The sequence below is a fragment of the Nonomuraea sp. NPDC048826 genome (assembly GCF_043198225.1).
Lineage (GTDB): Bacteria > Actinomycetota > Actinomycetes > Streptosporangiales > Streptosporangiaceae > Nonomuraea.
The window spans coordinates 281,403-308,389 of record NZ_JBICUQ010000009.1; the positions used below are offsets into that span (position 1 = coordinate 281,403).

A 26,987-nucleotide genomic window follows, 5' to 3' on the forward strand; every position below is an offset into this window, starting at 1 on the left:
ATTAGGCCCGCAAGATCAGGTGGGCGTCCCCGAACTCGTGCCACAGGTACCCCTCGCGCAGAGCCGCCTCGTACGCCGCGCGGAGCGGTCCTTCCCCGGCCACGGCGGCCAGCATCATCAGGTGGCTGGAGCGTGGTTCGTGCAGGCCGGTGATGAGCCCCGTGATCGCCCGCACCCCCGTGACGGGCGTCACGACATGGCTGGTCCATCCTTCGGACGCGGTCACCCGGCCACCGGCGGCGGCGGTCTCCAGCGCCCGCACCACGGTGGTGCCGGCGGCTATCACCCTGGAGCCCCCGGCGAGGGCCAGCTCGACCAGCCGGGCCGTGCTCTCCGGCACGGCGTAGCGCTCGGCGTACGGCGGCTCGTCCTTCTCGGGCGACGCCACCCCCGTGTGCAGGGTGATCGGCGCCACGCCGATGCCGCGCGCCACCAGCGCCGTGACCAGCTCCGCGGTGAACGGCCGCGCGGCGCTCGGCATCTCGGCGCTGCCCGGCACGGTCGCGAACACGGTCTGGTACGCCTCGATCGGCCATTCCCCGCGCACGTACCCGTACCGGATGGGAACCCCGTACCGGCGCAGGTACGCCTCCACGTCGCGGTCGAGCTCGGCCCGCCACAGGCGGGGCGTCTCGCGCGCGACGAGCCGCAGGGTGGCGCGTCCCGGCAGCGGCAGCCACTCGCCCGGTGCGCCGCCGGGGTACGGCTCGCTCGCGGTGGCGGTACGGCGGCGCAGCTCGACCAGCCAGGTGCCGTCGGGCCGCGCGGTGGAGAAGTGCACCGCGAGCCGGTCCAGCCGGACGGCGGCGGGCAGCGTCGCCGAGTTGTTGACCACGATCAGGTCGCCGGGAGCCAGCAGGCCGGGCAGGTCGGTGAAGCGGTGGTGGGCGGGTTCCCGGTCGCCGGCCGAGACCAGCAGGCGGACCCCGTCCCTGGACAGCCCGCGCGCCTCGGGCGGTTCCTGGGCCGACAGCGCGGGCGGCAGGGCGAAGTCGAGGGTGGCGGTCATTGCAGGCTCACCCGGCCGCTGGCGGGACGGGAGCGGACGAGGTCGTGCAGGGCCGCGGCGACCTTGGCCGGGTCGGTGGCGGCCGCGGCCTCGTCCGCCCCGACGGCGTCGGCCAGCATCCTGGTGTCCATCTCGCCCGGGTCGGCCCACCAGACCGCCAGCTCGGGCTCCTCGGCCGCGAGCACGTTGGACAGCTGCTCCAGCGCCGCCTTGGTGGCCCCGTAGCCGCCCCAGCCCTCGTACGCGCCGGTGGCGGCGTCGGAGGTGACGTTGACCACGGCCCCGCGCCGGGCGCGCAGCGCGGGCAGCGTGGCCTGGACGAGCGCGAGCGGCGCGGTGACGTTGGTCTCCAGCAGGTCGCGGAACGTCTCCAGCGGGTAGGCCGCGAGCGGCGGCAGCGGGGTGGCGCCGAGGCCGCTGGCATTGTTGACCAGGAGGTCCAGTTCGGGGACCGCGTCCGCGAGCCGGCGCACGTGCGCGGGGTCGGTGACGTCGCCGGGGATGGCGGTGGCGCCCAGTTCGGCCGCGGCCCGGGTCAGGTCGTCCGCGCCCCGCGCGGTCAGCACGAGGTCCCAGCCCGCCTCCGCCAGCGACCGCGCGAGCGCGAGGCCGAGTCCGCGGGAGGCGCCGGTGATCAGTGCGGTGTTCGTCATGTTTGCGACGGTAGGAACCCGGCCGCTCCCGCACATCGGGCCCCGGTCCGGTGCCTCCCGGGCCCATCGTCCTAGGACTCACGGCGGTCTCCAGCCGGGCGGCCGGTCGTCAGTAGAGTGAGGGCGTGACGGCCGAACGCGACGAGATCCTGCAGGCGGTGAGCACCGCGGTGCTGGCGGTCACCCGACACCTGTCGGTGCGCGAGGTGCTCCAGGTCATCGTGCGGTCCGCGCAGCGGCTGCTGGACGCCCGCTACGCCGCGCTGGGGGTGCCCGACGACGACGGCTCGTTCGGGGAGTTCGTCGCCGAGGGCATCACCGACAAGCAGTGGGAGGCGATCGGCCCGCTGCCGCGCCAGCACGGCATGCTGGGCGCGATGCTCCGCGAGGGCGCCCCGGTGCGCCTGCCCGACCTGCGCGACGACCCCAGGTTCGAGTACTGGCCGAAGGCGCACCCGGTGATGAAGGATTTCCTCGGCGTCCCGATCACCGACTGCGGCGAGGTGCTCGGCATCATCTTCCTGGCCAACAAGCACACCGGCGGCGGCTTCACCGAGGCCGACCAGGACCTGCTCCAGGTGTTCGCGGCGCACGCCGCGATCGCGCTGGCCAACGCCCGGCTGTACGAGCGGAGCCGCGAGCTGGCCATGCTGGAGGAGCGCAACCGGGTGGCCCGCGAGCTGCACGACGCCGTCACCCAGAAGCTGTTCTCGCTGCGGCTGAGCGCGCAGGCGGCGGGCGCCATGCTGGACTCGGCCCCGGACAAGGCGGCGGCCGAGCTGGAGCGGGTGCAGCGGCTGGCGGGGGAGGCGCTGGGCGAGCTGCGGGCGGTGATCGTCGAGCTGCGGCCCGCCGAGCTCGACCGGCACGGGCTGGGCGAGACGCTGCGCAAGCACGTGCGGATGCTCGACCGGCTGCATCCGGCGCGGGTCGTGTTCGAGGCGGACGAGCTGCCGCCGCTGGAGTCCGCCGTTGAGGTGGCCGTGCTCAGGGTGGCGCAGGAGGCGCTGCACAACGCGCTGCGCCACGCGGAGGCCGACCTGGTGACCGTGCGGTTGTCGTACGCGCGCGGCAGGCTGGTGCTGAGCGTCGAGGACGACGGCACGGGGTTCGAGCAGGGCGCGTCGCGCGGGCTGGGGCTGATCTCGATGAAGGACAGGGCGGAGTCGGTGGGCGGTCTGATGACCGTCGGCTCGGCGTCCGGTGCCGGGACGACCGTGCGCGTGGAGGTGGGGGTGTGATCCGGGTGCTGATCGCCGACGATCATCCGGTGGTGCGTCAGGGTTTGCGCACCTTCCTCGACCTGCAGGAAGACATCACGGTCGTGGGCGAGGCGGGCGACGGCCTGCGGGCGGTCGAGCTGGTCCGCGAGCTCGCGCCCGACGTGCTGCTGCTGGACCTCAAGATGCCGGTGCTCGACGGGCTCGGCGCGCTGGGCGAGCTGTCCGGTGACGCGACCCGGGTGCTCGTGCTGACCTCGGTGAGCGACAGGTCCGACGTGAGCCCGGCGATGCGGGCGGGCGCGGCCGGGTTCCTCTACAAGGACATCGATCCGGTGGCGCTGGTGCGCGCCGTCCGCGCCGTCCACGACGGGCAGGTGCTGCTCGCGCCGGAGGCGGCCGAGGCGATGCTCGCGGGCGGGGGCGCGGCGCCCGCGGGGGCCTCGCCCATGCCGTTGACGGACCGGGAGCGCGAGGTGCTCAAGCTGATCGCGGCGGGCCGGTCCAACCGCGAGATCGCCCGCGACCTCGCGGTGGCCGAGAAGACGGTCAAGACCCACGTGTCCAACGTGCTGATGAAGCTCGGCGTGCAGGACCGCACCCAGGCCGCCCTCTACGCCGTCAGGCACGACCTCGCCTGACGGCGGCTCAGCTGTTCCTGACCGGTTCGTAGATGGCGTGGTGGGCGGCGACGATCGCGCGTCGTACGGCCCGGTCCAGGTCGCGCAGGGCCTCCCCGCGGGTGGCGATCTCGCCGGAGGTGAGCCCGCGCTCCTCGGCCAGGCGCAGCGCCGCGCCCAGCCGGGTGGCCAGGACCGACACGCGGTGGGCGCGCGCCGGGTAGCCGGGGGCCAGTTCGCCGCCGCCGTCGACGTCCCGCGGCCGCTCGCGCGCCGGCCCGCCCGCGGCGGCCAGCGCCGCCGTCGCCTGCCGCATCGCGTCCGACAGCTCGCGCTCGGCCTCCGCCACCGACGGCAGGTCCTGCCGTACCGGCCCTGAGTCGTGCACGTCCAGCTTCACTCCGACGTACGAGGAACCGCGCAGATCGAGCGAGGGCACCAGCCCGATCCGGGTGTCGTCGAGCACGGCGATCGCGGCCTGTCCGGCGTCCACGGCGGCCGAGTTGAATCCCGGCGGCCCCGACAATCCCAGCGGGTCACCGGGCGCAGGAAGGGCCAGCCGGAACCCGCTGAGCCCTCCGGACCGAAGGTTGGCCAGGTATTTACGGAGCGGGACCTCGCCCACGACGGCGGGGCCGCCCACGGCTTCGACGTGGTCGGCTGCCTCGTCCAGGCCGATGTGGCCGGTGAGCCAGGCGTTACCCCAGGCGACCAGCACGGGACAGATAGGCGATTCAGGGCGCACCGATCCACGATATGCGCTCGCCCTGCAATAGGTTTGTCCCCAGGGTTACTCCTCAAGGAGGGATCGGGGATGGGCGGTCAGGTGCTGCGGTTTCAGGACGTCGCCTACAGACGCGACGGGGCGACCCTGCTGCGCGGCATCGACTGGACGGTCGAGGAAGACGAGCGGTGGGTCGTGCTGGGGCCCAACGGCGCGGGCAAGACGACGTTGCTGCAGCTCGCGTCCACGTTGCTGTTCCCCAGCGACGGGTCGCTCGAGGTGCTGGGGGAGCGGGTCGGCGTGGCCGACGTGTTCGACCTGCGGCCGCGCATCGGGCTGTGCAGCTCCGCGCTGGCCGAGCGCATCCCGCCGGACGAGAAGGTCATCGACCTGGTGCTGACCGCCTCGTACGCGCTGCTCGGCCGGTGGACGGAGGAGTACGACTCCAACGACGTCACCCGGGCCGTGGAGCTGATCGACATGATGGGCGCGGCCCATCTGATCAGGCGGCGGTTCGCCTCGCTGTCCGAGGGGGAGCGCAAGCGGGTGCAGGTGGCCCGCGCGCTCATGCCCGACCCGGAGATGCTGCTGCTCGACGAGCCGGCCGCCGGGCTCGACGTGGGCGCCCGCGAGGACCTGGTGCGGCGGCTGTCGGTGCTGGCGGGCGACTACCGGTCGCCGGCGCTGGTCCTGGTGACCCACCACGTGGAGGAGATCCCTGCGGGGTTCACCCACGGCCTGATGCTGCGTCACGGCGCGATCGTGGCCCAGGGGCCGCTGGAACACGTGATGACGGCCGACAACCTGTCGCAGACGTTCGGGGTGCCCCTGTCGCTGGAGCGCAGCGCCGAGGGCCGCTGGTACGTCCGCCCGTACTAGCCGCGACGCCCCGGCCCGTATCAGCCCGTACTAGATCACCCGCGGGCGACCCGGACGAAATATCATGCAGCGCGTCGGGCCCGTCGATTTCGGAGCGTAGCCATGTCGGTGGAGCAGCTCATCGTCGCCTTCGTCGTGGTCGCGGCGGTGGGTTTCGGGGTGGCGCGGACCATCAGGATCATCCCGCAGGCCACGGCGGCGATCGTGGAGCGGCTGGGGCGCTACCACCGCACCCTCGCCCCGGGGCTCAACCTCGTGGTGCCGTTCATCGACCGCATCAAGGACCTGATCGACCTGCGCGAGCAGGTGGTGTCGTTCCCGCCGCAGCCGGTGATCACCTCCGACAACCTGGTCGTCTCCATCGACACCGTCATCTACTTCCAGGTGACCAACCCGAAGGCGGCCACGTACGAGATCGCGAACTTCCTCATCGGCGTCGAGCAGCTCACCGTCACCACGCTGCGCAACGTCGTCGGCGGCATGGACCTGGAGCGCACGCTGACCTCCCGCGAGGAGATCAACACCGAGCTGCGCGGCTCGCTGGACGAGGCGACCGGCAAGTGGGGCATCCGGGTCAACCGGGTGGAGCTCAAGTCCATCGACCCGCCGGCCTCGATCCAGGACTCGATGGAGAAGCAGATGCGCGCCGACCGCGACAAGCGGGCCGCCGTGCTCACCGCCGAGGGGCAGCGGCAGGCGGCCATCCTGGCGGCGGAGGGCGAGCAGCAGGCGGCGGTCTTACGGGCCAGGGGCGACGCGGAGGCGGCGGTTCTGCGCGCCCAGGCGGACGCCGAGGCCCAGGCGATGCGGGCCAAGGGCCAGGCGGACGCGATCGGCATGGTGTTCAAGGCGATCCACGAGGGCAACCCGGACCAGCACCTGCTGGCCTATCAGTACCTGCAGACCCTGCCCGAGATCGCCAAGGGCGACGCCAACAAGATCTGGATTGTCCCGTCGGAAATGGGGAAGGCGCTGGAGAACCTCGGCGGCCTGTTCACTCCCCAGAAACCGCCCGCCCCGGACGCGTAGTCCGTCCCGCCACCCCGGACGCGGAGCCACACCGTCAGGCCCCCTAGGCTCGGTCGTCAACGCCTGAAGGGGAAGGGGCAGGGGTGACGGTCTGGGAAGCGCTCGCCGTGGGGCTCGCCGGTCTGGCGGCCGGGGCGATCAACGCGGTGGTCGGCTCGGGGAGCCTGATCACCTTCCCCACCCTCGTGGCCGTGGGCGTCGACCCGGTCGTGGCTAACGTGTCCAACAACATCGGCCTCGTCCCCGGTTCCGTCACCGGCGCCTACGGTTACCGTGCCGAGCTGCGCGGGCAGCGTGACCGGCTGGTCCGGCTCGCCGCCGGGTCCGCGCTGGGCTCGCTGGCCGGCGGCATCCTGCTGCTCTATCTCGACCCGGACGTCTTCCAGGTCGTGGTCCCGGTGCTGATCGGGCTGGCCTGCGTGCTGGTGATCATCCAGCCGAGGCTCAACACCTGGCTGGCCGCCCGGCGCGAGCACGCGCACGCGGACGGCGGGCCGGCCCTGTGGCTGGGCGTGTTCGGGGCGGGCGTCTACGGGGGATACTTCGGCGCCGCCCAGGGCGTGCTGCTCATCGGCCTGCTCGGCAGCTTCCTCGACGAGCATTTGCAGCGGGTGAACGCGGCCAAGAACGTGCTCTCGCTGGTGGTCAACTTCACCGCCGCCGTGCTGTTCGTGCTGGTCGCGGACGTCGACTGGTGGGCGGTGCTGATGGTGGCGCTGGGCGCGATGGTCGGGGGTTTCGTGGGGGCGAAGGTCGGCCGCCGCATCCCGGCGCCGCTGCTGCGGGTGGTCATCGTGGCGGTGGGGATCGTGGCGATTATCAAACTGGTGTACGGATAAATTTCCGACTTTCTGGGTATAAATCGGTACATGAAGGGTGATCGCGTGGAGATCGTCATCGACGCGGGCGGCACCCCGCGCACCTACGAAGTCGTCGCCACCCGCGCGGGCCGCCGCGTCGAAGTGGCCACCCGGCGGGGGCTCGTCGAAGTGAGCGAGGTGACCCGGAGCGGCACCGCCATCCGGACCGCCCGGTTCATGTCCAGCCGCATCCTCGCCCTGGTCGAGCACCCCGCCGACGAGAAGTCCTAACGGAAGTCCGCCTCGTGGTCGCGCGCCCATGACCGGAACGACAGCGCCGGCCTGCCCAGCAGTTTCTCCACCATGTCCGTAACCTGCTCGGGGGAGTCCACGAAGCTCCGCCAGCCCGCCAGCGCGCTGTCCACGAAGTTCGCGTCGCCCCAGGCCGCCAGCAGGTGCTCGCGGGCCTCCTCCGGCGGCATGTCCTCCCAGCGCGCCTCGCGGCCGGTCACCTCGCCGATGATCCGGACCTGCTCCGCCTGGGTGAGCAGGTCCGGCCCGGTGATCGGATAGGCCGCGCCGCCGTGCCCGGCCGAGGTCAGCACGTGCACCCCCACCGCCGCGATGTCCTTCTCGTGGATGAGGGCGCGCGCCGCCTGCCCGTACGGCCAGTGCACCACGCCCGTCCTGATCTGGTCGGCCCAGCCCAGCGTGTTGGTCGCGAAGCCGCTCGGCCGCAGGAACGTCCAGTTCGGCACGGAGGCGCGGATCAGGCGCTCCAGCTCCTGGTGGAAGATCGGCGGCGCGTCGCTCTCCTCCGGCACGTTGGCGGAGAGGTAGACCACGTGCCGTACGTGTTTCGCCAGCGCCTCGACGACCGGCTCGGCGGTCTGCGCGGCGAAGCCGGGCCACACCAGGAACACCTTCTCCACGCCCGCCAGGGCGGGCTCCACCGTCTCGGGCCGGGTCAGGTCGCCCGTCACCACGTCCACCTGTTCGGGGAGCCGCGCCCGTGAGGGGTCGCGCACCAGGGCGCGGACGGACAGGCCGGCCCGCGCGAGCTCGGTCACCACATGTCCGCCGACGTTACCGGTCGCGCCGGTCACCAGAATCTTGTTCATGAGGCGACCGTAAAACCTCAAGCAGACTTCAGGTCAATTGCGGCCGCACCTGGATCGTGCCGTCCTTGCGGACGCGGGTCTCGAACGTGGGCGCCGGGGCCGTGGCCGGCCCGTGCCTGACCGAGCCGTCGTCCAGCCGGAACGTGCTGCCGTGCCACGGGCACACCACGCACGCCTCGCCGTCCTCCTCGACGAGCCTGCCCTGGTGGAGCGGGCCCGCCAGGTGCGGGCAGGTGTCCACCATCACGGTCACGCTCTCGGCGCGGCGCAGCACGAACAGCGAGATGTAGCCGAGCCGCCGCGACACCGGACGGCCGTCGGGCAGGTCCTTCAGCAGGCACAGGTCGTGCCAGCCCAGCGGCACCAGATGGGAGACCTGGGGCGCGTGGTTGGCCCCGGCCGACATCCGGTAGGCCAGGTGGCCGCCCAGGTAGCCGCCGAACCCGCCCGCCGCGAGGCCGGCGTACGACAGCGCGCGCCCGGTCCGCTCGCGACCGCGCACCCGGGCCAGCAGCGACCCGGAGAACAGCCCGAGCGCCACCACGTTGGACACCATGTGCACGAAGCCCACCCGCTGCTGCTCCCGGTGCAGGGACGACCAGTCGGTCAGGCCGGCGGCGGCCGTGGGCAGCGCGGTGACGACGCCGGTGGCCAGCAGGAGCCGGACCGCGCGCGGGTCGGCCTTGGCCATGTCGAGCATCGTCGCCGACAACCAGCAGCCCAGGCTCACCGAGGCCAGGGGCGGGTGCGCGGGCTTGCCCGTCGGCACGCCGTGCAACAGGTCGCGCAGGAAGCCCTGGGGCAGCCGTTCGCGCATCGTCTTCGCCAGCGCTCTGATCGGCCGGTCCATCGACGTGGCCTTCTCGAGCCGGTCGGTGAGGTCTACGGGTCCGACGAAACGTCCAAAGTGCCGACGTCTCGCCCGTACTGTCTCTTTCACGACAAGTCCCCTACCCCAGGGGTGCGGACGTCACTCGGAAAGGTGACCTCTGGCCACCGACTCCTCGACGACGGCGCGGGCGTACGCGCCCAGCGACGGCGAGCCTTCCTCGATGAGCCGGACCTTCTCCCGCACCTGCGACGCGGTCACCTTGAACAGCTGCCAGGTGCCGCCCTCGGTGTGGTGGTTGGCCAGGATCGGCGCGAACCGGTCGAGCGCCTTGGCGAACCTCGCCTCGGGCGTCTTGCGGTCCTCGAACTCCTCCCACAGCTCGCGCAGCGCGGCGCCCTGCCCGTCGGGCAGCAGCGCGAAGATCCGGTCGGCGGCGGCGCGCTCGGCCTCCGCCTGCGCGGCCACCGCCACCGGGTCGTAGATGAACGTGTCGCCCGCGTCGATCTCGACCAGGTCGTGCACGAGCAGCATGGCGACGACGCGCCGCAGGTCGGTGCCCGGTGGCGCGTGCTCGCCCAGGACCATCGCCAGCGTGGCCACGTACCAGGAGTGCTCCGCGTCGTTCTCCCGTCTGGAGCCGTCCATCAGCAGGTTGCGGCGGATGATCCGCTTCAGCTTGTCGATCTCGACGGCGAAGGCGATCTGGGAGTTCAGGCGGTCCTCTGCTGGCACGATAGTCACGCGCGACACCCTAATGGGCGCTGATCATACTGGTAGGTGAAATGTTCACCGGAACCCCGTTGAACACTGCGTTACCGGACGGAACGTCCACTGCCGACTCGTCGGTCAGCGCGTTCGCGCTCACCCCCGCGTGCTTCGCCGCCACTGCCTGCGAGCTGCCCTGATGCCCCCAGCCGTGCGGCAGGCTCACCACGCCGGGCATGATCGTGTCGGTCGGCTCCAGCGGCACCGTCAGCTCGCCCGTCGCCGAGCGGACCACGGCCTCGCCGCCGAGCCCGAGCCGGGCCACGTCCACCGGGTTGATCTGCAGCGTGCAGGTGTTGCTGCCGCCCACCAGCGGGCCCACGTTGTGCAGCCAGCTGTTGTTGGACCGCAGGTGGCGCCGCCCGATCAGCACCATCTCCGGAGGCTCCGTCTCCAGCCCGGCGCGCAGCCGGTCGACGTCCTCCAGGAGCAGCGGCGGCGCCAGCTCGACGACGCCCGAGGCGGTCTTGAGCACCTCGGGCAGCCGGGGCCGCAGCGGGCCGAGGTCGAGCCCGTGCGGGTTGTCGAGCAGCTTGCGCAGCGACAGGTCGCCGCCGCCCGCCCACTCGCCGTAGGGGCCGAGCTTGAGCATGAGGTCGAGCCGCTGCTCGACGCCCGTGCGGCCCTCCAGCAGGGCGCGCAGCTCGGCGACGTCCCGGCCCTCGACCCCGGACCCGGGCGTCTCGACGGCCTTGGCCAGCATCTGGCCGATCACGAACTCGTCCAGGTCGCCGTCCAGCCCTGAGGCGATCATGGTGAGCCTGGCCAGGATCTGCGCCTCCGACGGCTGCCCGTCCAGCGGCAGCGACGGCGGCGAGTAGCGCGCGTAGTTGCGCACCGCGAAGCCCAGCAGCGCGAAGTCGTAGTGCCCCGACTGCAGCACCCGCGGCGGCGGCAGGATGACGTGCGCGTGCTTCGTGGTCTCGTTCAGGTACGGGTCCACGCTCACCATGAAGTCGAGCCCGGCCAGCGCCCGGTCCAGCCGGTGGCCGTGCGGGGCCGACAGCACCGGGTTGCCCGCCACCGTGACCAGGAACCTGACCTGGCCCTCGCCCGGCGTCTCGATCTCGTCAGCGAGGGTCGCCACCGGCAGCTCGCCGTTCGCCTCGGGCAGGCCGCGCACCCGGCTCTTCCACCGTCCCACCCGGTACGGGCCGCGCCGGCCGGCGAACTCGGTGGCGGGCTTGGCGAACATCACCCCGCCCGGCCGGTCCAGGTTGCCGGTCAGCGTGTTGAGCACGTCCACCAGCCACTGCGCGAGCGTGCCGAACTCGGCCGTGCAGGTGCCGATCCGCGCGTACACGGCGGCCCGCGGCGCCGCCGCCAGCTCCCTGGCGAGCCGCACGATCACCTCGGCGGGCACGCCGGTGCGGCGGGCCACCACGTCCGGCGGGAAGTGCTTGGCCGCCTCGCGCACCTCGTCGAGCCCGTTGACCTGGTGGGCGAGCGCGACCAGGTCCTCGGCGAACAGCGTGTGGACGAGGCCGAAGAGCAGGTAGGCGTCCGTGCCGGGGCGCACGAACACGTGCTCGTCGGCGAGCTCGGCCGTCCGGGTGCGGCGCGGGTCGACCACGACGAACCGCCCGCCGCGCCGGCGCAGCGCCTTGAGCCGGCCGGGGAAGTCGGGGGCGGTGCAGAGCGAGCCGTTGGACTCCAGCGGGTTGGCGCCCAGCATCAGCAGATAGTCGGTGCGGTCCAGGTCGGGCACCGGGATGGCCAGCGGGTGACCGAACATCAGCCCGCTGGCGACGTGCTTGGGCATCTGGTCGGCGGTGCTGGCGGAGAAGACGTTGCGGGTGCCGAGCGCCTTGATCAGCGGCGCGTTGTAGAGGGCGCCCGCCATCGTGTGCGCGTTCGGGTTGCCCAGGTAGACGGCGGCCGACTGACGGCCGTGCGCGGCGGTCACCTCGGCCAGCCCGCGCTCGACCGCGGCGAACGCCTCGTCCCAGCCCGCCTCCCGCCACCGGCCGCCCTCCCGGATCAGCGGCTTGCGCAGCCGGTCGGGGTCCTCGTCCAGCCGGCCGAGGCTGGCGCCCTTCGGGCAGATGAACCCCCGGCTGAACGGGTCCTCGCGGTCGCCGCGCACGCTGGTCACGTGACCGCCGTCGTCGAGGGTCAAGGTCAGACCGCAGACGGCTTCGCACAGAGGACAGGTCCGGTGGACGGTCGAGGTCATCACGACTCCTGAGTTCGTCAGCTGAACTCATCTTGACTCGTACGGTGGACATGGGGAAGCCCCGGAGCCCCCGCGGTCTCCGGGGCTTTTCCTAGGGAGGCGCGGGTCCCTAGGCCTTCAGCCCAGCGGCTGCAGCACCAGCTGCCGGGGCAGATCAGGCGGCTCCTCGAGGTCGTGGCGGAGCGAGATCCAGGCCCGCCGCCCGTAGAGCCGGTCGAGACCGGGCGAGGAGGCCCCGGGGATCGCGTCCCGCCTGACGATCTCGACGATCACCAGGTTGGCGCGGGTGCGATGGCGGTAGACCGTGACGGCCCTGGCCCAGCAGGCCGCCGCGATCTCCTCCGCGTAGGCCTCGAACTCCTCGGCGCAGATGCCCGCCCTGGTCAGGATCAGGGCCTTCTCGCCGGTGGTGGTCGGGGTGATCCAGAGCACCAGCGGGATGCGGCCCCGGCGGGTGTGCATGGTGGTCTCCAGGCAGACCCGCTGCAACCGGTGGCGGGACACCACGCACCAGAAGTGCGCGACGACCCAGCTGCGGCCGTAGCGCGTCGCGGCCGGCACCGACACGGCGCTGGTCAGCAGGAGGAACGGCAGCCAGCTGCCCTTCCTGGTGGCGTCCACGAGGGCCAGCGCGAGCAGCGCGACGCAGGCGACGATCAGCAGCTCGGTGCGGATCCGCCAGAGCCGGGTGAGCATCCCCGAGCCGGCCGGGGCGGGCAGGTCCTCGTAGCCCGGGTAGATCTGGTTGCGTGGGTTCCTCGGCATCTCAGGACACCTCCTCGGGCACCCGGGTGACGATCTTGAGTTGGTCGAAGCGTGGGTCGCGGTAGCGACGGGAGGCGAAACCGGTCCTGGTGACGGTCCAGCCCCTCCGGTGGGCGAACTCGTCCGGCTCCATGCAGATTTCGCGGTCGGCCCAGGCGATCAGTTCCTGGATGCGGGTGAGTACCCAGGACTTGCGTCGGCTGAGTCCCTTGGTACCTTGTGAGTACATAGAAGACCCCTTTCGCGGCAAAACAGAGGTGGCTTCTTACGCCGGACTGCAGGCCGATGACCGGCCCGCCGCTGGGTGGCAGCCCAGGTGTGGCGGGTGAGAGCTTGGCCTCGGTCCGGCTTCGTGTGCTCTGAAGCGAGCGACAGATCGCGGCGGTGACTCTTAGCTGAGTGCGAGATCCTTCCGGCAGACGGCCTCCCTGTGATCGATGCGCATATCCGGGACGGCGCCGTTGCCGGTTCTGCGGCCTGACCGGCCGCGGGTGGTCGTGGGCGAAAGGCCCTTCCGGTGGGGCCGTGTGATGGTCATCCCGGCCTCCTCACCCCTGGGCTCTTTCTGGTCCCGATCGTCCCCCGGAGAGTCTCTTGCTGCAAGGCCTCCAGCAAGAAAGATTCCGTTTTCTTCGCAAGCGTCCTTCGTATTGCCGTGCAACTTGCACGCGATGGATACTCTTCGGCGAAACGCGGGCGAGTGCCGGAGATCGTCATCGTGCCCCCTTCCCCCACAGGAGCTTTGCTTGCTTCACACGGTCTCTCCGTGAAAGCCTTCTGGCAAGACCAAATGAAGGTGCTCGTGCAAGTTGCAGTGTAAGATTGAGTGAACGGCCCAAGACCGCGGGCTCGAAACGGTTCCTTCCGGCTACACCTTCATTCCCGGCAAGGAGAGTCGACGGTGCCACCGACGCAGGGCAGTCCGACTGTCCGCAAGCTCAGACTCGGTCAGGAGCTCCGGCTTCTCCGAGAGCGACGCAAAATCACCGGCGCCAGGGCCGCCAAGGAGCTCGGCTGGTCCCCCAGCAAGGTCTCGCGCATCGAAGCCGCCAAGACGATGCCCAGCCCCGACGACATCAAGGCGATGGGGAAGCTCTACCGCATCGACGAAGAGAAACTTGACGAGCTCCTTGGCCTGTTGCGGGATGCGGATCAGCGCGGCTGGTGGGAAGATTACGAAGACGCCCTGCCCGAGGAGTACACAAGATTCCTCGGGCTGGAGGCAGAGGCGGTCATCCAGCGCAACTGGGAACCCCAGATTGTGCCCGGCCTCTTCCAAACCGAGGAGTACGCCCGAGAGGTCATCCTGGCCGTCCGAGGCATCTCGCGCCTCACCCACAGCGGAGTTCGGAGCAGGGTCGAGGCCCGCCTCGACAGACAGCAGCGTGTCCTGCACCGCGCCGACCCCTGTGAGATGCGCTTCGTGCTGGACGAGCCTGCCCTGATGCGCCGCTTCGGCGAGCCCTCGGTGATGCGGGCGCAGATGGAGCATCTCCTGGAGCTGTCCCTTCTGCCCCACGTCAGCGTTCAGGTGTTGCCCATGGACGCGCTGCACCCGGTCAGCACGGGAGCGTTCATTCACCTCAAGTTCGCGGATTTCGACGATGTGGTGTACCTGGAGCAGCTTTATACTGCTCACTTCGTCGAAGACCTCGAGCGGGTAGCGGGCTACGAGGTGGCCTTCGAGAACATCAGGGCCCAGGCGCTGGACGAGGACGAATCACGCGTGCTCATCCAACGCAAGGCCATGATGTGGCGAGGCTGATTGACGAACGACCACAAAAAGGGGCAATGGCGCCCCTTCGCCCATTTGGGGAGAAAATGTCTATCCATCACAAGACGGCGGCATGGCAGAAGAGCAGCTTCTGCAACGGCGCTAGCAGCTGCGTTGAGGTCGCCCCCCTTGCCGACGGCAATGTCGCGCTAAGGGACAGCAAGGAGCAGGACGGACCCGTCCTGGTCTTCACCCCGTCCGAGTGGGCCGCCTTCACGGCCGGGGTCCGGGATGGAGAGTTCGACCTGGAGGCCCTCGCGGCCGGCGCGTGAGAAACGGCCCTGGCAGGTTGGTAGCGCAACCGGACAGGGCCGTCAGGTGGAGGCTCGTCACCGGCCTCCGTGTTTCCCCGCTCGCACGGCGAGCGCAAGATTCCCGCACATCATGACGCACCTCGGTCCCGTTGATCAACACGCCACGGTGGCCTGAACCCCCCACATGTTTCCGGCCGCCGGCGGTCCTGACGCACCGCCGGCCCGCCGCCCCCTTCCCCCCTGCGCCTCGCTCCCGGTCTCCGGTTGAGCCACCCCGTCGTTCACGCACTGCTTCGCCAGGTAAAGCCAGGGGCACTACGCGGTAATAGTCCGGACATGGCATGCTCGATCCCTGATAGTCCCGATCGAGCTGGATGGCGCCCCCGTGAACTTCCCCCGCGCACTCTCGGCGCTGGCCGTCGTGTCCTCGCTCGCCGCCTGCTCCGTCTTCGGCTCCGAGACGCCTGAGCGGCAGCGACAGGCCGCTGCCACCTCATCCGCCGAGCCGACGGCTCCCGCCACCCCGAAGCGCAGGCCGTACACCATCGCCTTCGGCGGGGACGTGCACTTCGAGGGCTTCCTGCGGTCCCGGCTGAACAACCCGCGCACCGCGATGGGCCCGATCTCCCCGGTCCTCCGCAAGGCGGACCTGGCCATGATCAACCTGGAGACCGCGATCACCACGGGCGGCACCCCGGCGCCCGGCAAGCAGTTCACGTTCCGGGCGCCGGCCAGCGCGATCACCGCGCTCAAGGCCGCCGGCGTGGACGTGGCCTCCATGGCCAACAACCACGGCATGGACTACATGGAGACCGGCCTGGCCGACTCCCTCGCCGCCATCAAGAAGTCGAAGTTCCCGATGGTGGGCGTCGGCAAGAACGAGGCCGAGGCGTACAAGCCGTTCAGGAAGACGGTGAACGGCAACCGGGTGTCGATCATCGGCGCGACCCAGGTGCTGGACGCCGAGTTCATCGCCTCCTGGACCGCCACCCCCGACAAGGGCGGGCTCGCCTCGGCCAAGAACGAGGCCCGCCTGATCAAGGCGGTACGGCAGGCGCGCAAGAACTCCGACACCGTCATCGTGCACCTGCACTGGGGCACCGAGATGCAGAAGTGCCCGAACCCGGCGCAGCTCTCCCTGGCCCCCAAGCTCGTCAAGGCCGGCGCCGACGTGGTGGTCGGCGGGCACGCGCATATCCTGCTGGGCTCCGGGTACCTCGACAACGCCTACATCAGCTACGGCCTCGGCAACTTCGTCTTCTACAACTCCAACCCCGCCACCACCGGCCGCACTGGCGTGCTGACCCTCACCATCAACGGCCGCAAGATCCTCAAGGATCAGTGGACCCCCGCCACCATCCAGAACGGCGTGCCCGTCCCGATGACCGGCACCTCGAGGAAACAGGCCGTGGCCGACTGGAAGGCGCTGCGTTCCTGCACCGGGCTGGCCGCCCGGCCCTGAACCCCCGGAGGTGCGTGATGCGCTGGGTCGAGTCCGGTGACGTCCGGCTGGCGGTCTTCGAGGAGGGCGACCCCGCCGCCCCCACGCTTCTGCTGGTGCACGGCTATCCCGACACGCACCGCGTCTGGGACGAGGTCGCCGAGCGGCTGCGCGACCGCTTCCACGTCGTCCGCTACGACGTGCGCGGCGCCGGTCGCTCCACCGCCCCGTCCGGACGGCACCGCTACGGCCTGGACCACCTGGCCGCCGACCTGGCCGCCGTCATCGACGCCATCGGCAAGCCCCGGGTCCACCTGGTCGGCCACGACTGGGGCTCGCTGCAGGGCTGGGACGCGGTCGCCCGGCCCGGCCTGCGCGAGCGGATCGCCTCCTTCACCGGTTTCGGCGGCCCCGGGCTGGCCCAGAGCGAGCGGTTCTTCAGGAGCGGCGACCTGCGGGCGGTGGCCGGGCAGGCCGCCAGGTCCTTCCACATCGGCGCCTTCCAGCTCCCGCTCCTGCCCGAGCTGGCCTGGCAGACGTTCATGCCCCCGCTGATGGAGCGGACGCTCCGCCGGTCCGACGGCGTCGGGCCGCGGCCCGGGCATCCCGCCGAGACCCTGCCCAAGGACGCCCGGAACGGGCTGGAGCTCTACCGGGCCAACACCTTCACCCGGCGGGGCCCGGCCGGCGACCCGCGGGTGGACGTGCCCGTACAGCTCATCGAATGCCTGCGCGACCCGTTCGTCTCCACCGCGCTGCTGGAGTCGCTGCGGCCGTGGGCGCCGCGGCTCTGGCACCGCAGGATCGCCGCCGGTCACTGGGCGCAGCGCGGCAGGCCCGACCTGATCGCGCGCATGATCGCGGAGTTCGCCGGCCACGTCGAGGGCGAGCCGGAGAGCAGGAGCCTGCGCCGGGCCCGCGTCGACCCGGGGCGCAAGGCGTTCGCCGGCCGGCTCGTCGTGGTGACCGGCGCGGGCGCGGGCATCGGGCGCGCCACCGCTCGGGCCTTCGCGGCGCACGGGGCCGAGGTCGTCTGCGCCGACATCGACGCCGACGCCGCCCGGCTGGCCGCCGACGGCATCGCCAAGGACCTCGCCGGTACGGCGTACGCGCTGACGGTCGACGTCGCCGACGCCGAAGGGATGGCCGCGTTCGCCGAACGCGTGCGGGCCGAGCACGGCGTGCCGGACATCGTGGTCAACAACGCCGGCATCGTCGTCGTCGGCGGGATCCTCGACCACTCACCGGACGACTGGCGGCGCACCATCGACGTCAATCTGTGGGGCGTCATCCACGGCTGCCGCCTGTTCGGCGCCCAGATGGCCGAGCGCGGGGAGGGCGGGCACATCGTCAACATCGCGTCGGTGGCCGCGTTCGTTCCCACCCGCCTCCTCCCGGCGTACTCGGTCTCCAAGGCCGCGGTGAAGTCGCTGAGCGACTGCCTGCGGGCCGAACTGGCGGGGGAGGGCATCGGGGTCAGCGCCATCTGCCCGGGCTTCGTGAGCACCACCATCGCGCGCAACGCCACGTACGTGAGCGGCCTGTCCCGCGACCTGTCCGAGGAGGCGCTGCGGCGGCGCGCCTACCCGCCCGAGCGGGTGGCGGCCCACGTCCTGCGCGCCGTGCACCGGAATCAGGCTGTCGTGCCGGTCAACGCGGAGGGCAAGATGGGGTACGCGTTGTCCAGGATCTCCCCATCCGCCCTGCGTGGGCTGGCCAGGCTCACGGGATTCCCGGGAAATCCGGTCAATCGCGGGTAACGATCTGTTCTGGCGGGGGAAGATGAGGTCGTGTCCATGCCGCAACTGGAAGATGACTGTGCGTCGCCGAAGCCGCTGCGACGGCAGCCCACGCAGCGCCGGAGCGCCCGACGGGTCGAGCGGATGCTCGACGCCTGCGCCCAACTTCTCGACGAGATCGGCTACGAGTCGCTCTCCACGACCCGCATCGCCGAGCGGGCCGGGGTAGCGATCGGCTCGGTCTACCAGTTCTTCCCCGACAAGCGCGCGATCACCCAGGAGCTGACCCGGCGCAACGTGGAGCTGTTCGTCTCCCGGGTGGGCCGCCGCTTCATGGAGGAGGACTACCGGGGCTGGTGGGATGCCGTCGACGCGATCATCGACGAGTACGTCGACATGCACCGCACGGTGCCCGGCTTCAAGAGCCTCCACTTCGGCGACGTGGTCGACCTCAACCTGCTCGACTCCGACTCCGACAACAACACCGTGATCGCGGGCCGGCTGCGGGGGCTGCTGCTGACGGAGTTCGGCCTGGCCGACAGCCACGAGCTCGACACCGCCGCGCTGGTGGCCGTCGAGGCCGGTGACGCGGTGCTCAAGCTGGCCTTCCGGCACGACCCCGACGGCTCCGAGGAGATCATCGACGCGGCCAGGCAGCTCGTGCGCGGCTTCCTGTCACGTCAGCTCAGGGCCTATCCGCCGCAGCCCGACTAGCGAGTCCGCTCCCAGGCTTCGAGCAGCTCCGGGAGCCAGTGGGGCTCGTCGGTCCGCGCGCACGCGTCCGGGTTGGCCACCGGCCGGGCGGCGCGCTCCTGTCTCGCCTGCAACTCGGCCTCCAGGGCCCGCAGTCTGAGCTCGGCCGCTTCGGCCCCTTCGAGCCGGGCCGAAACGTAGCCGGCCACCCCGGGCCCCACCGCCGACAACACCACGGCGACCGCAAGCGCGAACGTCGTCTGCCTGGACCTGCCCATCCCAGCCCCTTCCGCTTGCGGGCGTGAAGTGACTGGTATATGCCCAACGACCTGCGCATATATGCGCGACGTAATGAAGTGATGACGTTTCGTGGCGGTCTCATCAGGGCATCGGCGATGCGTATTGAGCGGGCAAAACCGCACGGCTCTCGGTAGTCTCGCGTTGTGGCGCATGTGACCCGTGAGCACCTTGATCGCCTGCTGGAGCAGGCGCTGCTGGCCGACGACCACGGTTCCGTGGCCAGCAGGCTGTACGACGTCGCGCTCGATTACTCCAGCGGCGACGTGTCGAGAGCGTCCATCCTGGTTCAGGCGGCCGAGGAGTGGCGTGCGGCCGGTCAGCCGGCCCGCGCGCTGGAGTGTTTCCAGCGCGCGGTCGAGGACGGCGGAGAGACGGGCATCGACCCGCGTGCCGGCATCGCCGACACGCTCTTCGAGCTCGACCGGCACGACGAGGCGAGGGAGGTCGTCGAGACGATCCGCGCCGAAGGCGGAGTCTCGGCGGCGACCGCCCACAGCATCGCCGAGACCCTCGTCGCCTACGGCGACCTGGAGGCCGGTCACGAGTGGGTCACCCAGGCCCTGCTGACCTGCGAGAGCGACGATCCGGAGCGGGTGTCGATGCTGCGCACCCGCTACCGCATCAGGCTCGACCTGGGCCTGCCCGAAGACGAGATCGACGCCCTCGTCTCCTGATCCCCCCGCCGTCGAGGGGCCGGGGATCAGCGCAGGCTGACGCTGCTCAGCAGGCTGGTGACGCCGTCGAAGGAGTTGATCGGCAGCTTGGCCGTGTCGAGCGCCTCGGCCACCTGCGGCAGCGTGCGGCGCACGAGCGTGCTCTTGACCTGCTCGACCGGGGCGGTCACGTCGACCGGGATGTCGGCCGGGCGCTGCACCACCTTCGTGGGGTTGGCGAGCCGCCGGTAGTTCCCCGGCTTACCGGGCACCTTGGGCAGCGCGGGCAGGGCGGGCAGCTTGAGCAGGTTCGCCGCGCCCGCGAGGGACGTCACGCCGGGCAGCGCCGGCAGCGCGGGCATGGCCGAGGTGGCCACGACGCCGCCCAGGTCCGACAGGCCCGTCGCGGAGTGGGCGGTGGCCAGCCCGGTCAGGCCGAGGTGCTCGGCCAGCCTGACCGCGCCCAGGGCCAGATGGGTGCTCTCCGACCCGAGCAGCGGGGCGGTGCTGTCGCTCAGCCGCACCTTGGCGAGCTCGTCGCAGAGCGCCGCCGCGGGCGAGCCCATGCGGGTCCTGGAGTCCCGGCAGTCGTCGGCGGCCGCGGGGCCCGCCCCCAGCCAGGTGACCCCCGCGGTCAGAGTGACCATGGCAAGAATTCTGCGGATGCTCCGAGTCGGCACTTCTCGTCCCCCTGATCGTTTTCGGTGATCTGACGAACGCGAAGCTAGCCAGGCACGCGGGAGCCGGGAGGCGGCTTGCCGGAAGGCTGGCCCGAACCTTAAGGAACGGGCGCGCGGATGACCCGGGCGGGAACGTCGAACGCCCGGAGGATGGCCTCGGGCGTTCGACGGGGTTCAGGCGCGCTCGACGGTCAGCTCGTCGTCGCCGAGGTCGACCAGGACCTTGTCGCCGTCGACGATCTCGCCGGAGAGCACCGCCCTGGCCAGCTTGTCGCCGATGGCCGACTGGACCAGGCGGCGCAGCGGACGCGCCCCGTACATCGGGTCGTAGCCCGTCAGGGCCAGCCACTCGCGGGCCGCGGGCGTGACCTCCAGGGTGAGCCTGCGGTCGGACAGCCGCCGCGCGAGCCGGTCGACCTGCAGGTCGACGATCTGCGCCAGCTCCTCGGAACCGAGCGCGTCGAACAGGATCACGTCGTCCAGCCGGTTGAGGAACTCCGGCTTGAACGCGCTGCGCACCGCGCCCATCACGGCCTCGCGCTTGGCGCCGTTGGTCAGCGTCGGGTCGACGAGGAACTGCGAGCCGAGGTTGGACGTCAGGATCAGGATCGTGTTGCGGAAGTCGACCGTGCGACCCTGACCGTCGGTCAGCCGGCCGTCGTCGAGCACCTGGAGCAGGATGTCGAAGACCTCGGGATGGGCCTTCTCCACCTCGTCCAGCAGCACCACGGTGTACGGTCGACGCCGGACGGCCTCGGTGAGCTGGCCGCCCTCCTCGTAGCCGACGTAGCCGGGAGGCGCGCCGACGAGGCGGGCGACGCTGTGCTTCTCGGAGTACTCGCTCATGTCGATGCGGGTCATCGCCCGCTCGTCGTCGAACAGGAACTCCGCCAGCGCCTTGGCCAGCTCGGTCTTGCCGACACCGGTCGGGCCGAGGAACAGGAACGAGCCCGTCGGCCGGTCGGGGTCGGCGATGCCGGCCCGGCTGCGCCGCACCGCGTCGGACGCGGCCCGTACGGCCTCCTTCTGGCCGATGAGGCGCTTGCCCAGCTCCTCCTCCATGCGCAGCAGCTTGGCCGTCTCCGCCTCCAGCAGGCGGCCCGCGGGGATGCCGGTCCAGGACGAGATCACCTCGGCGATGTCGTCGGGGCCGACCTCCTCCTTGACCATGGCGTCCTCGGCCGGGGCGGCCTCGGACGCGGCCGCCAGCGCCTGCTCCAGGCGCGGCACCTCGGCGTACATGATCCGGGACGCGGTCTCGAAGTCGCCGTCGCGCTGCGCCCGCTCGGCGGTGCCGCGCGCCTCGTCGAGCTGCTTCTTCAGCTCACCGACCTTGTTGAGACCGGCCTTCTCGTGCTCCCAGCGGCCGACCAGGGCGTTGAGCTCCTCCTGGCGGTCGGCCAGCTCCTGGCGCAGGCGCTCCAGGCGCTGCACGGAGGCCTCGTCGGTCTCCTTGGACAGCGCCAGCTCCTCCATCTTCATCCGGTCGACGGCGCGCTGGAGCTGGTCGATCTCCACGGGACGGGAGTCGATCTCCATGCGCAGCCGGGAGGCGGCCTCGTCGACCAGGTCGATGGCCTTGTCCGGCAGGAAGCGGCTGGTGATGTAGCGGTCGGACAGCGCCGCGGCGGAGACGAGGGCGCTGTCGGCGATCTGCACCTGGTGGTGGGCCTCGTAGCGGCCCTTCAGCCCGCGCAGGATCGCGATCGTGTCCTCGACCGTCGGCTCTCCCACGTACACCTGCTGGAAGCGGCGCTCCAGCGCGGGGTCCTTCTCGATGCGCTCGCGGTACTCGTCGAGCGTGGTCGCGCCGATCATCCGCAGCTCGCCGCGGGCCAGCATCGGCTTGAGCATGTTGCCGGCGTCCATCGCGCCCTCGGCGGCGCCCGCGCCGACGACCGTGTGGAGCTCGTCGATGAACGTCACGACCTGGCCGTCGCTCTCCTTGATCTCGGAGAGCACGGCCTTGAGCCGCTCCTCGAACTCGCCGCGGTACTTCGCGCCGGCGACCATCGCGCCCAGGTCGAGCGAGATCAGCCGCTTGTTGCGCAGCGACTCCGGCACGTCGCCGGCGACGATGCGCTGGGCCAGGCCCTCGACCACGGCCGTCTTGCCGACGCCGGGCTCGCCGATCAGCACCGGGTTGTTCTTGGTGCGCCGGCTGAGCACCTGCACCACCCGGCGGATCTCAGAGTCGCGGCCGATGACCGGGTCGAGCCTGCCCGCGCGGGCCCGCTCGGTCAGGTCGACGCCGTACTTCTCCAGCGCCTGGTAGGTGTCCTCGGGGGTCTCGCTGGTGACGCGGGCGTGGCCGCGTACCTTCTCGAACGCGTCAAGGAGCGCCTGCGGGGTCGCCCCGGCCGACTTGAGCAGCTCGGCCGCCTGGCCGCCGTCGGCGGCCAGGCCCACGAGCAGGTGCTCGGTCGAGACGTACAGATCCTCCAGCCGGTTGGCGTGCTGGGCGGCGGTGTTCATCACCGTGAGCAGGTGGCGGGAGCTCGTGGGCGCCCCCACCGTCGCGCCCTGCGCCTTGGGCAGGGCCGCGAGACTCTCCTCGGCCTTGGCCCGCAGCGCACGCCAGTCGGCGCCGACCGCCTCCAGCAGCGGCACGGCGGTGCCGCCCGTCTGCGAGAGCAGCGTGGTCAGCAGGTGGATCGGAGAGATCTCGGGATTGCCGTCGGCGGCGGCCCGCCGCATGGCCCCCGAGAGCGCCTCCTGACTTTTCTGAGTGAGCTTGTAGTCCATCTACGCCCCCGGTGGCAGCTCGTAACGGATCAGAGCCTTGATCATCTGAAGCTCGGCGCGCAGCCGGTGAACCTCCTCACGCAGCCGCAACGACTCGTTCTCCAGCTCCAGGATCCGTTTGATGCCGGCGAGGTTGATGCCCTCCTCCTGGGAGAGGCGCTGCACCTCGCGCAGCTGGATGATGTCTCTGGTCGAGTAGAGGCGGCCGCGCCCCGCCGTGCGGCCAGGGCAGACCAGGCCAAGCCGGTCATACTGCCGCAATGTCTGCGGATGCAGCCCCGACAGCTGCGCGGCCACCGAAATCACGTAAACAGGAGTGTCATCGGACAGGTCGAAATAGTTGGCGTCCATGGGCTCACTCGCTTCTGGCTCTCAAAATGAGCTCGGCCCGTGGGTCCTCGGCCGCGGTGGCGGTGTTGAACTCCGTGAGCAGCTCACGCGACTTGTCGTCGAGCGTCTTCGGCACCACGACCTCGACGCTGGCGAGCAGGTCGCCCTTCGTGCCGTCCTTGCGCGTGACGCCCCGGCCGCGGATGCGGAACGTGCGCCCGTTGGGCGTGCCCGCGGGGATGCGCAGGGTCACCGGCATCCCCTTGAGCGTCGGCACCTTGATCTCGGCACCGAGCGCCGCCTCCGAGAACGTCACCGGAACCGTGACCGTCATGTTGTCACCCGACCTGCCGAACACGGGGTGCGGCTTGACGTGCGTCACGATGTAGAGATCACCGGCGGGACCGCCGCTCTCGCCAGGGGCGCCCTTGCCCTTGAGCCTGACCCGGGCGCCGTCCGCCACCCCGGCGGGGATGCGGGCCTGGATGGTCCGGGTGCTCTTGGCCCTGCCGCTGCCCTCGCACACGGGGCAGGGGTCGTCGACCAGCAGGCCGCGGCCCTTGCAGTCGCGGCACGGCTCGGAGAAGGCGAAGTTGCCCAGGTTGCGGCTGGCCGCGCCGGTGCCCTCACAGGTCGGGCAGACCCGCGGGGTGGTGCCGGCCTTGGCTCCCGTCCCGCTGCACCCGGTGCACGCGGCGGAACTGGTCAGCCGCAGCGACACGGTGGCGCCCTCGGCCGCCTCCGTGAACGACAGCGTGACCTCCGACTCGATGTCCTGCCCGCGGCGCGGCCTGGTGGCGGACGTGGTGCGGGTCGAGCCGCCGCCCCGGTTGAACAGCCCGCCGAACAGGTCGCTGAACCGGTCGCCCGTCCCCTGGCCGGTCTGCTGACCGGTGCCGCCGAACAGGTCGCCGAAGTCGAAGGGGAAGCCGCCGCCGCCACCCGGACGCTGGCCGCCCACCCCGGACCCGAACAGCGTGCGCGCCTCGTCGTACTCCTTGCGGCGCTTGCTGTCGGACAGGACGTCGTAGGCCTCGGAGACTTCCTTGAACTTCTTCTCCTTGGCCGTGTCGCCCTGGTTGGTGTCGGGGTGGTACTGCCTGGCCAGCTTCCGGTACGCCTTCTTGATCTCTTCGGCGCTGGCGGACTTGGGCACACCAAGGACGGCGTAGTAGTCCTTCTCCAGGTAGTCCTTGGTGCTCATCTACGGCCCTTCGTCCTTGTCAGTTGTCGTCGTCATCGGACGCGGGAGCGTCCCCGGGCTCGGCCACGGCCACACGGGCCGGGCGCAGCACCCTCTCGCCCATCCGGTAACCCAGCTGCAGCACGCCGACCGCGGTCGGCTCGGTCACGTCCGGCGAGTAGCTGTGCATCAGCGCCTCGTGGATGACCGGGTCGAACGGGTCGCCCTGCTGGCCGAAGGAACTGAGCCCCAGCTTGGTGAGCGCCGCCTCCAGAGCCTCCGCCACCTTCGCGAAGCCCCCGGTGAGCTCACCGTGCTCGCGGGCCCTGCCGATGTCGTCGAGCACGGGCAGCAGCTCCGCCAGCACGGCCGCGGTGGCCTGCTCGCGCACGGCCACCCGGTCGCGCTCCACGCGGCGGCGGTAGTTCTGGTACTCGGCCTGGACACGTTGCAGGTCGGCCGTCCGCTCGTCCAGCTGGGCCCGCAGCTCGGCGTCGACCTCGGCCGGCACCTCCTGCTGGTCCTGCTCGGGCGAATCGTTCTCGGCGCGCACCCTTACCTCCCCCGTCTCCGGGTCGATCTTGCGGTTGTCGCGGATCACCGGCTCCTCATGCCCGTTCTCACGCAACGGCCTCACTTGTCCTTCTTCGGCTCATCGTCCACGATCTCGGCTTCGACGACGTCCTCGTCGGCCTTCTGCTCCTGGCCGGCGGACGCGTCCTGGGGAGCGCCCTCGGGCCCGCCCGCGGACTGACCCTGGTTCTGCGCGTAGATCGCCGAACCCATCTTCTGGCTGACGGTGGCGAGCTTCTCAGCCGAGTTGCGGATCGTGTCGGTGTCGGTGCCCTCCAGAGCCTTCTTCAGCTCGGCGAGCGCGTCGTTGACCTCGGTCTTGATGTCACCGGGGACCTTGTCGTCGTTCTCGCGGAGGAACTTCTCCGTCTGGTAGGCGAGCCCGTCGGCGTTGTTGCGGACCTCGGCCTCCTCGCGGCGCTTGCGGTCCTCCTCCGCGTACGACTCGGCCTCGCGCATCATGCGCTCGATGTCGTCCTTCGGCAGCGCGGAGCCGCCGGTGATCGTCATCGTCTGCTCCTTGCCCGTGCCCAGGTCCTTGGCGGAGACGTTGACGATGCCGTTGGCGTCGATGTCGAAGGTGACCTCGATCTGCGGGATGCCGCGCGGCGCCGGGGCGATGCCGGTCAGCTCGAACGTGGCCAGCTTCTTGTTGTAGGCCGCGATCTCACGCTCGCCCTGGAACACCTGGATCTGCACCGACGGCTGGTTGTCCTCGGCGGTGGTGAAGACCTCGGAGCGCTTGGTCGGGATCGTCGTGTTGCGCTCGATGATCTTCGTGAAGATGCCGCCCTTGGTCTCGATGCCCAGCGACAGCGGGGTCACGTCGAGCAGCAGGACGTCCTTGACCTCGCCCTTGAGCACACCGGCCTGCAGGGCGGCGCCGATGGCGACGACCTCGTCCGGGTTGACGCCCTTGTTGGGCTCCTGGCCGCCGGTCAGCTCCTTGACCAGGTCGGTGACGGCGGGCATCCGGGTCGAGCCGCCGACCATCACCACGTGGGCGATGTCGGAGACCTTGATGCCGGCGTCCTTGATGACCTGGTGGAACGGGCCCTTGCAGCGCTCGAGCAGGTCGGCGGTGAGCCGCTGGAACTCGGCGCGGGTGAGCTTCTCGTCGAGGTGCAGCGGGCCCTCGGACGAGGCGGTGATGTAGGGCAGGTTGATCGAGGTCTCGGACTGGGCCGACAGCTCGATCTTGGCCTTCTCCGCGGCCTCACGGAGGCGCTGGAGGGCCATCTTGTCCTTGGAGAGGTCGACGCCGTGAGCGTTCTGGAAACGCTTGACGAGCTCGTCGACGACCCGCTGGTCCCAGTCGTCGCCGCCCAGGTGGTTGTCACCGCTGGTGGCCTTCACCTCGACGAAGCCGTGGCCGTCCTCCTGGCCGACGTCGAGCAGGGACACGTCGAAGGTGCCGCCGCCGAGGTCGAAGACCAGGATCGTCTGGTCCTGCTCCTTGTCGAGACCGTACGCGAGCGCGGCCGCGGTCGGCTCGTTGATGATGCGCAGGACGTTGAGGCCCGCGATCGTGCCGGCCTCCTTGGTGGCCTGGCGCTGCGCGTCGTTGAAGTAGGCCGGGACGGTGATCACCGCGTCGGTGATCTTCTCGCCCAGGTAGGCCTCGGCGTCCTGCTTGAGCTTCTGCAGGACGAAGGCGCTGATCTGCTGCGGCGAGAACTTCTTGCCGTCGATCTCCTGGGACCAGTTGGTGCCCATCTCGCGCTTGACCGACCGGATCGTCCGGTCCACGTTGGTGACGGCCTGCCGCTTGGCCACCTCACCGACGAGCACCTCGCCGTTCTTCGCGAAGGCGACCACGGACGGCGTGGTCCGCGAGCCCTGCGCGTTGGCGATGACGGTGGGCTCACCGCCCTCGAGAATCGAGACGACGGAGTTGGTCGTCCCCAGGTCGATACCTACCGCACGTGCCATGAGTACGTCCTTGTAGTCAAAGTTGAGTCGGTTACGCTCAACCTACGGATGCCAGTGGCCTTTGTCAAACGACTTGAGCCTACCCGACTCAACCTCT

28 protein-coding genes are annotated in these 26,987 nt (G+C 70.9%); 12 read left to right on the top strand and 16 right to left on the bottom strand.

What is annotated here, in order from left to right; all coding sequences use genetic code 11:
* Position 1: 1 nt before the first annotated feature.
* Together ACGFI7_RS31920 and ACGFI7_RS31925 are read right to left on the bottom strand one after the other, a co-directional pair.
* The gene (locus ACGFI7_RS31920; protein WP_393411068.1) at positions 2-1,009 is read right to left on the bottom strand and encodes an S-adenosylmethionine:tRNA ribosyltransferase-isomerase; all 1,008 of its coding nucleotides are present in this window, start codon (positions 1,007-1,009) and stop codon (positions 2-4) included.
* A complete protein-coding gene (locus ACGFI7_RS31925) occupies positions 1,006-1,662 on the bottom strand; it encodes an SDR family NAD(P)-dependent oxidoreductase (protein ID WP_393411070.1) in 657 nt (218 codons plus the stop codon). Before ACGFI7_RS31925 ends, ACGFI7_RS31920 begins: the two co-directional genes overlap by 4 nt.
* Before the next feature lie 125 nt (positions 1,663-1,787).
* Here ACGFI7_RS31925 and ACGFI7_RS31930 point away from each other — a divergent pair, with 125 nt between their 5' ends.
* Together ACGFI7_RS31930 and ACGFI7_RS31935 are read left to right on the top strand one after the other, a co-directional pair.
* The gene (locus ACGFI7_RS31930) at positions 1,788-2,903 is read left to right on the top strand and encodes a GAF domain-containing sensor histidine kinase (protein ID WP_393411072.1); all 1,116 of its coding nucleotides are present in this window, start codon (positions 1,788-1,790) and stop codon (positions 2,901-2,903) included.
* Complete coding sequence (locus ACGFI7_RS31935; RefSeq protein WP_393411074.1) at positions 2,900-3,523, top strand: response regulator; 624 nt, start codon at positions 2,900-2,902, stop codon at positions 3,521-3,523. Before ACGFI7_RS31930 ends, ACGFI7_RS31935 begins: the two co-directional genes overlap by 4 nt.
* A 7-nt stretch (positions 3,524-3,530) precedes the next feature.
* Here the strand turns inward: ACGFI7_RS31935 and ACGFI7_RS31940 are convergent, their stop codons facing one another.
* Positions 3,531-4,247: a hypothetical protein gene (locus ACGFI7_RS31940; RefSeq protein WP_393411076.1), complete on the bottom strand. Its 717-nt coding sequence runs from the start codon at positions 4,245-4,247 to the stop codon at positions 3,531-3,533.
* A gap of 69 nt (positions 4,248-4,316) precedes the next feature.
* Between ACGFI7_RS31940 and ACGFI7_RS31945 the strand changes: the two genes are divergently transcribed.
* The 4 genes from ACGFI7_RS31945 to ACGFI7_RS31960 all read left to right on the top strand — a co-directional run bounded on the left by ACGFI7_RS31945 (position 4,317) and on the right by ACGFI7_RS31960 (position 7,225).
* Positions 4,317-5,105, top strand: a complete 789-nt coding sequence (locus ACGFI7_RS31945) for an ABC transporter ATP-binding protein (protein ID WP_393411078.1) — start codon at positions 4,317-4,319, stop codon at positions 5,103-5,105.
* 102 nt (positions 5,106-5,207) lie between these two features.
* Positions 5,208-6,134, top strand: a complete 927-nt coding sequence (locus ACGFI7_RS31950) for an SPFH domain-containing protein (protein WP_393411080.1) — start codon at positions 5,208-5,210, stop codon at positions 6,132-6,134.
* Between the two features lie 83 nt (positions 6,135-6,217).
* Positions 6,218-6,973 (top strand): sulfite exporter TauE/SafE family protein, encoded by a 756-nt coding sequence (locus tag ACGFI7_RS31955; protein WP_393411082.1) that lies wholly within the window; start codon positions 6,218-6,220, stop codon positions 6,971-6,973.
* A gap of 30 nt (positions 6,974-7,003) precedes the next feature.
* Positions 7,004-7,225 carry a hypothetical protein gene (locus ACGFI7_RS31960; protein ID WP_393411084.1) on the top strand — a complete coding sequence of 74 codons (222 nt, stop codon included), beginning with the start codon at positions 7,004-7,006 and terminating at the stop codon, positions 7,223-7,225.
* On the opposite strand, the gene ACGFI7_RS31965 is transcribed toward ACGFI7_RS31960, so the two are convergent.
* The 6 genes from ACGFI7_RS31965 to ACGFI7_RS31990 all read right to left on the bottom strand — a co-directional run bounded on the left by ACGFI7_RS31965 (position 7,222) and on the right by ACGFI7_RS31990 (position 12,822).
* Positions 7,222-8,055, bottom strand: coding sequence for an NAD(P)H-binding protein (locus ACGFI7_RS31965; RefSeq protein WP_393411086.1), 834 nt, complete (start codon positions 8,053-8,055; stop codon positions 7,222-7,224). The genes ACGFI7_RS31960 and ACGFI7_RS31965 overlap by 4 nt on opposite strands.
* A gap of 28 nt (positions 8,056-8,083) precedes the next feature.
* On the bottom strand, positions 8,084-8,905 hold the full coding sequence (locus ACGFI7_RS31970) for a Rieske 2Fe-2S domain-containing protein (protein ID WP_393411087.1): 822 nt from the start codon (positions 8,903-8,905) through the stop codon (positions 8,084-8,086).
* A 120-nt stretch (positions 8,906-9,025) separates the two neighbouring features.
* Positions 9,026-9,637: an HD family hydrolase gene (locus ACGFI7_RS31975; protein ID WP_393411089.1), complete on the bottom strand. Its 612-nt coding sequence runs from the start codon at positions 9,635-9,637 to the stop codon at positions 9,026-9,028.
* 1 nt (position 9,638) lies between these two features.
* Complete coding sequence (locus ACGFI7_RS31980; RefSeq protein WP_393411090.1) at positions 9,639-11,828, bottom strand: molybdopterin-dependent oxidoreductase; 2,190 nt, start codon at positions 11,826-11,828, stop codon at positions 9,639-9,641.
* Positions 11,829-11,945: 117 nt separating this feature from the next.
* Positions 11,946-12,593, bottom strand: a complete 648-nt coding sequence (locus ACGFI7_RS31985) for a hypothetical protein (RefSeq protein WP_393411092.1) — start codon at positions 12,591-12,593, stop codon at positions 11,946-11,948.
* 1 nt (position 12,594) lies between these two features.
* On the bottom strand, positions 12,595-12,822 hold the full coding sequence (locus ACGFI7_RS31990) for a hypothetical protein (RefSeq protein ID WP_393411094.1): 228 nt from the start codon (positions 12,820-12,822) through the stop codon (positions 12,595-12,597).
* Between the two features lie 672 nt (positions 12,823-13,494).
* On the opposite strand from ACGFI7_RS31990, the gene ACGFI7_RS31995 reads away from it, so the two are divergent.
* The 5 genes from ACGFI7_RS31995 to ACGFI7_RS32015 all read left to right on the top strand — a co-directional run bounded on the left by ACGFI7_RS31995 (position 13,495) and on the right by ACGFI7_RS32015 (position 18,515).
* Positions 13,495-14,358 (top strand): helix-turn-helix domain-containing protein, encoded by an 864-nt coding sequence (locus ACGFI7_RS31995; protein ID WP_393411096.1) that lies wholly within the window; start codon positions 13,495-13,497, stop codon positions 14,356-14,358.
* 56 nt (positions 14,359-14,414) lie between these two features.
* Positions 14,415-14,639, top strand: coding sequence for a DUF397 domain-containing protein (locus ACGFI7_RS32000; RefSeq protein WP_393411098.1), 225 nt, complete (start codon positions 14,415-14,417; stop codon positions 14,637-14,639).
* A gap of 367 nt (positions 14,640-15,006) precedes the next feature.
* Positions 15,007-16,083: a CapA family protein gene (locus ACGFI7_RS32005; protein ID WP_393411100.1), complete on the top strand. Its 1,077-nt coding sequence runs from the start codon at positions 15,007-15,009 to the stop codon at positions 16,081-16,083.
* 17 nt (positions 16,084-16,100) lie between these two features.
* Positions 16,101-17,822 (top strand): SDR family oxidoreductase, encoded by a 1,722-nt coding sequence (locus tag ACGFI7_RS32010; RefSeq protein WP_393411102.1) that lies wholly within the window; start codon positions 16,101-16,103, stop codon positions 17,820-17,822.
* Between the two features lie 36 nt (positions 17,823-17,858).
* A complete protein-coding gene (locus ACGFI7_RS32015) occupies positions 17,859-18,515 on the top strand; it encodes a TetR family transcriptional regulator (RefSeq protein ID WP_393411104.1) in 657 nt (218 codons plus the stop codon).
* On the opposite strand, the gene ACGFI7_RS32020 is transcribed toward ACGFI7_RS32015, so the two are convergent.
* Positions 18,512-18,772, bottom strand: a complete 261-nt coding sequence (locus ACGFI7_RS32020) for a hypothetical protein (RefSeq protein WP_393411106.1) — start codon at positions 18,770-18,772, stop codon at positions 18,512-18,514. The two genes, ACGFI7_RS32015 and ACGFI7_RS32020, sit on opposite strands and share 4 nt — an antisense overlap.
* Positions 18,773-18,937: 165 nt before the next feature.
* Here ACGFI7_RS32020 and ACGFI7_RS32025 point away from each other — a divergent pair, with 165 nt between their 5' ends.
* Positions 18,938-19,468 carry a tetratricopeptide repeat protein gene (locus ACGFI7_RS32025; RefSeq protein WP_393411108.1) on the top strand — a complete coding sequence of 177 codons (531 nt, stop codon included), beginning with the start codon at positions 18,938-18,940 and terminating at the stop codon, positions 19,466-19,468.
* A gap of 26 nt (positions 19,469-19,494) precedes the next feature.
* Here the strand turns inward: ACGFI7_RS32025 and ACGFI7_RS32030 are convergent, their stop codons facing one another.
* The 6 genes from ACGFI7_RS32030 to dnaK form a co-directional block, all read right to left on the bottom strand.
* Positions 19,495-20,094, bottom strand: a complete 600-nt coding sequence (locus ACGFI7_RS32030) for a hypothetical protein (RefSeq protein WP_393411110.1) — start codon at positions 20,092-20,094, stop codon at positions 19,495-19,497.
* A 207-nt stretch (positions 20,095-20,301) separates the two neighbouring features.
* Positions 20,302-22,872 (bottom strand): ATP-dependent chaperone ClpB, encoded by a 2,571-nt coding sequence (gene clpB / locus ACGFI7_RS32035; protein WP_393411112.1) that lies wholly within the window; start codon positions 22,870-22,872, stop codon positions 20,302-20,304.
* Positions 22,873-23,223, bottom strand: coding sequence for a heat shock protein transcriptional repressor HspR (locus ACGFI7_RS32040; protein WP_148036329.1), 351 nt, complete (start codon positions 23,221-23,223; stop codon positions 22,873-22,875).
* A 4-nt stretch (positions 23,224-23,227) separates the two neighbouring features.
* Positions 23,228-24,406: a molecular chaperone DnaJ gene (dnaJ, locus tag ACGFI7_RS32045; RefSeq protein ID WP_393411115.1), complete on the bottom strand. Its 1,179-nt coding sequence runs from the start codon at positions 24,404-24,406 to the stop codon at positions 23,228-23,230.
* Between the two features lie 19 nt (positions 24,407-24,425).
* Entirely contained in the window at positions 24,426-25,022 is a 597-nt protein-coding gene (grpE, locus tag ACGFI7_RS32050) for a nucleotide exchange factor GrpE (RefSeq protein ID WP_393411117.1), read from the bottom strand.
* Positions 25,019-26,890, bottom strand: a complete 1,872-nt coding sequence (dnaK, locus tag ACGFI7_RS32055) for a molecular chaperone DnaK (RefSeq protein ID WP_393411119.1) — start codon at positions 26,888-26,890, stop codon at positions 25,019-25,021. Before dnaK ends, grpE begins: the two co-directional genes overlap by 4 nt.
* Between the last annotated feature and the right edge of the window lie 97 nt (positions 26,891-26,987).

Coding starts and splice junctions, on each gene's coding strand:
- ACGFI7_RS31920 (WP_393411068.1), bottom strand. CDS start 1,009: ATGACCGCCACCCTCGACTTCGCCCTGCCGCCCGCGCTGTCGGCCCAG.
- ACGFI7_RS31925 (WP_393411070.1), bottom strand. CDS start 1,662: ATGACGAACACCGCACTGATCACCGGCGCCTCCCGCGGACTCGGCCTC.
- ACGFI7_RS31945 (WP_393411078.1), top strand. CDS start 4,317: ATGGGCGGTCAGGTGCTGCGGTTTCAGGACGTCGCCTACAGACGCGAC.
- ACGFI7_RS31950 (WP_393411080.1), top strand. CDS start 5,208: ATGTCGGTGGAGCAGCTCATCGTCGCCTTCGTCGTGGTCGCGGCGGTG.
- ACGFI7_RS31960 (WP_393411084.1), top strand. CDS start 7,004: ATGAAGGGTGATCGCGTGGAGATCGTCATCGACGCGGGCGGCACCCCG.
- ACGFI7_RS31965 (WP_393411086.1), bottom strand. CDS start 8,055: ATGAACAAGATTCTGGTGACCGGCGCGACCGGTAACGTCGGCGGACAT.
- ACGFI7_RS31970 (WP_393411087.1), bottom strand. CDS start 8,905: ATGGACCGGCCGATCAGAGCGCTGGCGAAGACGATGCGCGAACGGCTG.
- ACGFI7_RS31980 (WP_393411090.1), bottom strand. CDS start 11,828: ATGACCTCGACCGTCCACCGGACCTGTCCTCTGTGCGAAGCCGTCTGC.
- ACGFI7_RS31985 (WP_393411092.1), bottom strand. CDS start 12,593: ATGCCGAGGAACCCACGCAACCAGATCTACCCGGGCTACGAGGACCTG.
- ACGFI7_RS31990 (WP_393411094.1), bottom strand. CDS start 12,822: ATGTACTCACAAGGTACCAAGGGACTCAGCCGACGCAAGTCCTGGGTA.
- ACGFI7_RS32000 (WP_393411098.1), top strand. CDS start 14,415: ATGTCTATCCATCACAAGACGGCGGCATGGCAGAAGAGCAGCTTCTGC.
- ACGFI7_RS32010 (WP_393411102.1), top strand. CDS start 16,101: ATGCGCTGGGTCGAGTCCGGTGACGTCCGGCTGGCGGTCTTCGAGGAG.
- ACGFI7_RS32015 (WP_393411104.1), top strand. CDS start 17,859: ATGCCGCAACTGGAAGATGACTGTGCGTCGCCGAAGCCGCTGCGACGG.
- ACGFI7_RS32020 (WP_393411106.1), bottom strand. CDS start 18,772: ATGGGCAGGTCCAGGCAGACGACGTTCGCGCTTGCGGTCGCCGTGGTG.
- ACGFI7_RS32030 (WP_393411110.1), bottom strand. CDS start 20,094: ATGGTCACTCTGACCGCGGGGGTCACCTGGCTGGGGGCGGGCCCCGCG.
- clpB (WP_393411112.1), bottom strand. CDS start 22,872: ATGGACTACAAGCTCACTCAGAAAAGTCAGGAGGCGCTCTCGGGGGCC.
- ACGFI7_RS32040 (WP_148036329.1), bottom strand. CDS start 23,223: ATGGACGCCAACTATTTCGACCTGTCCGATGACACTCCTGTTTACGTG.
- dnaJ (WP_393411115.1), bottom strand. CDS start 24,406: ATGAGCACCAAGGACTACCTGGAGAAGGACTACTACGCCGTCCTTGGT.
- dnaK (WP_393411119.1), bottom strand. CDS start 26,890: ATGGCACGTGCGGTAGGTATCGACCTGGGGACGACCAACTCCGTCGTC.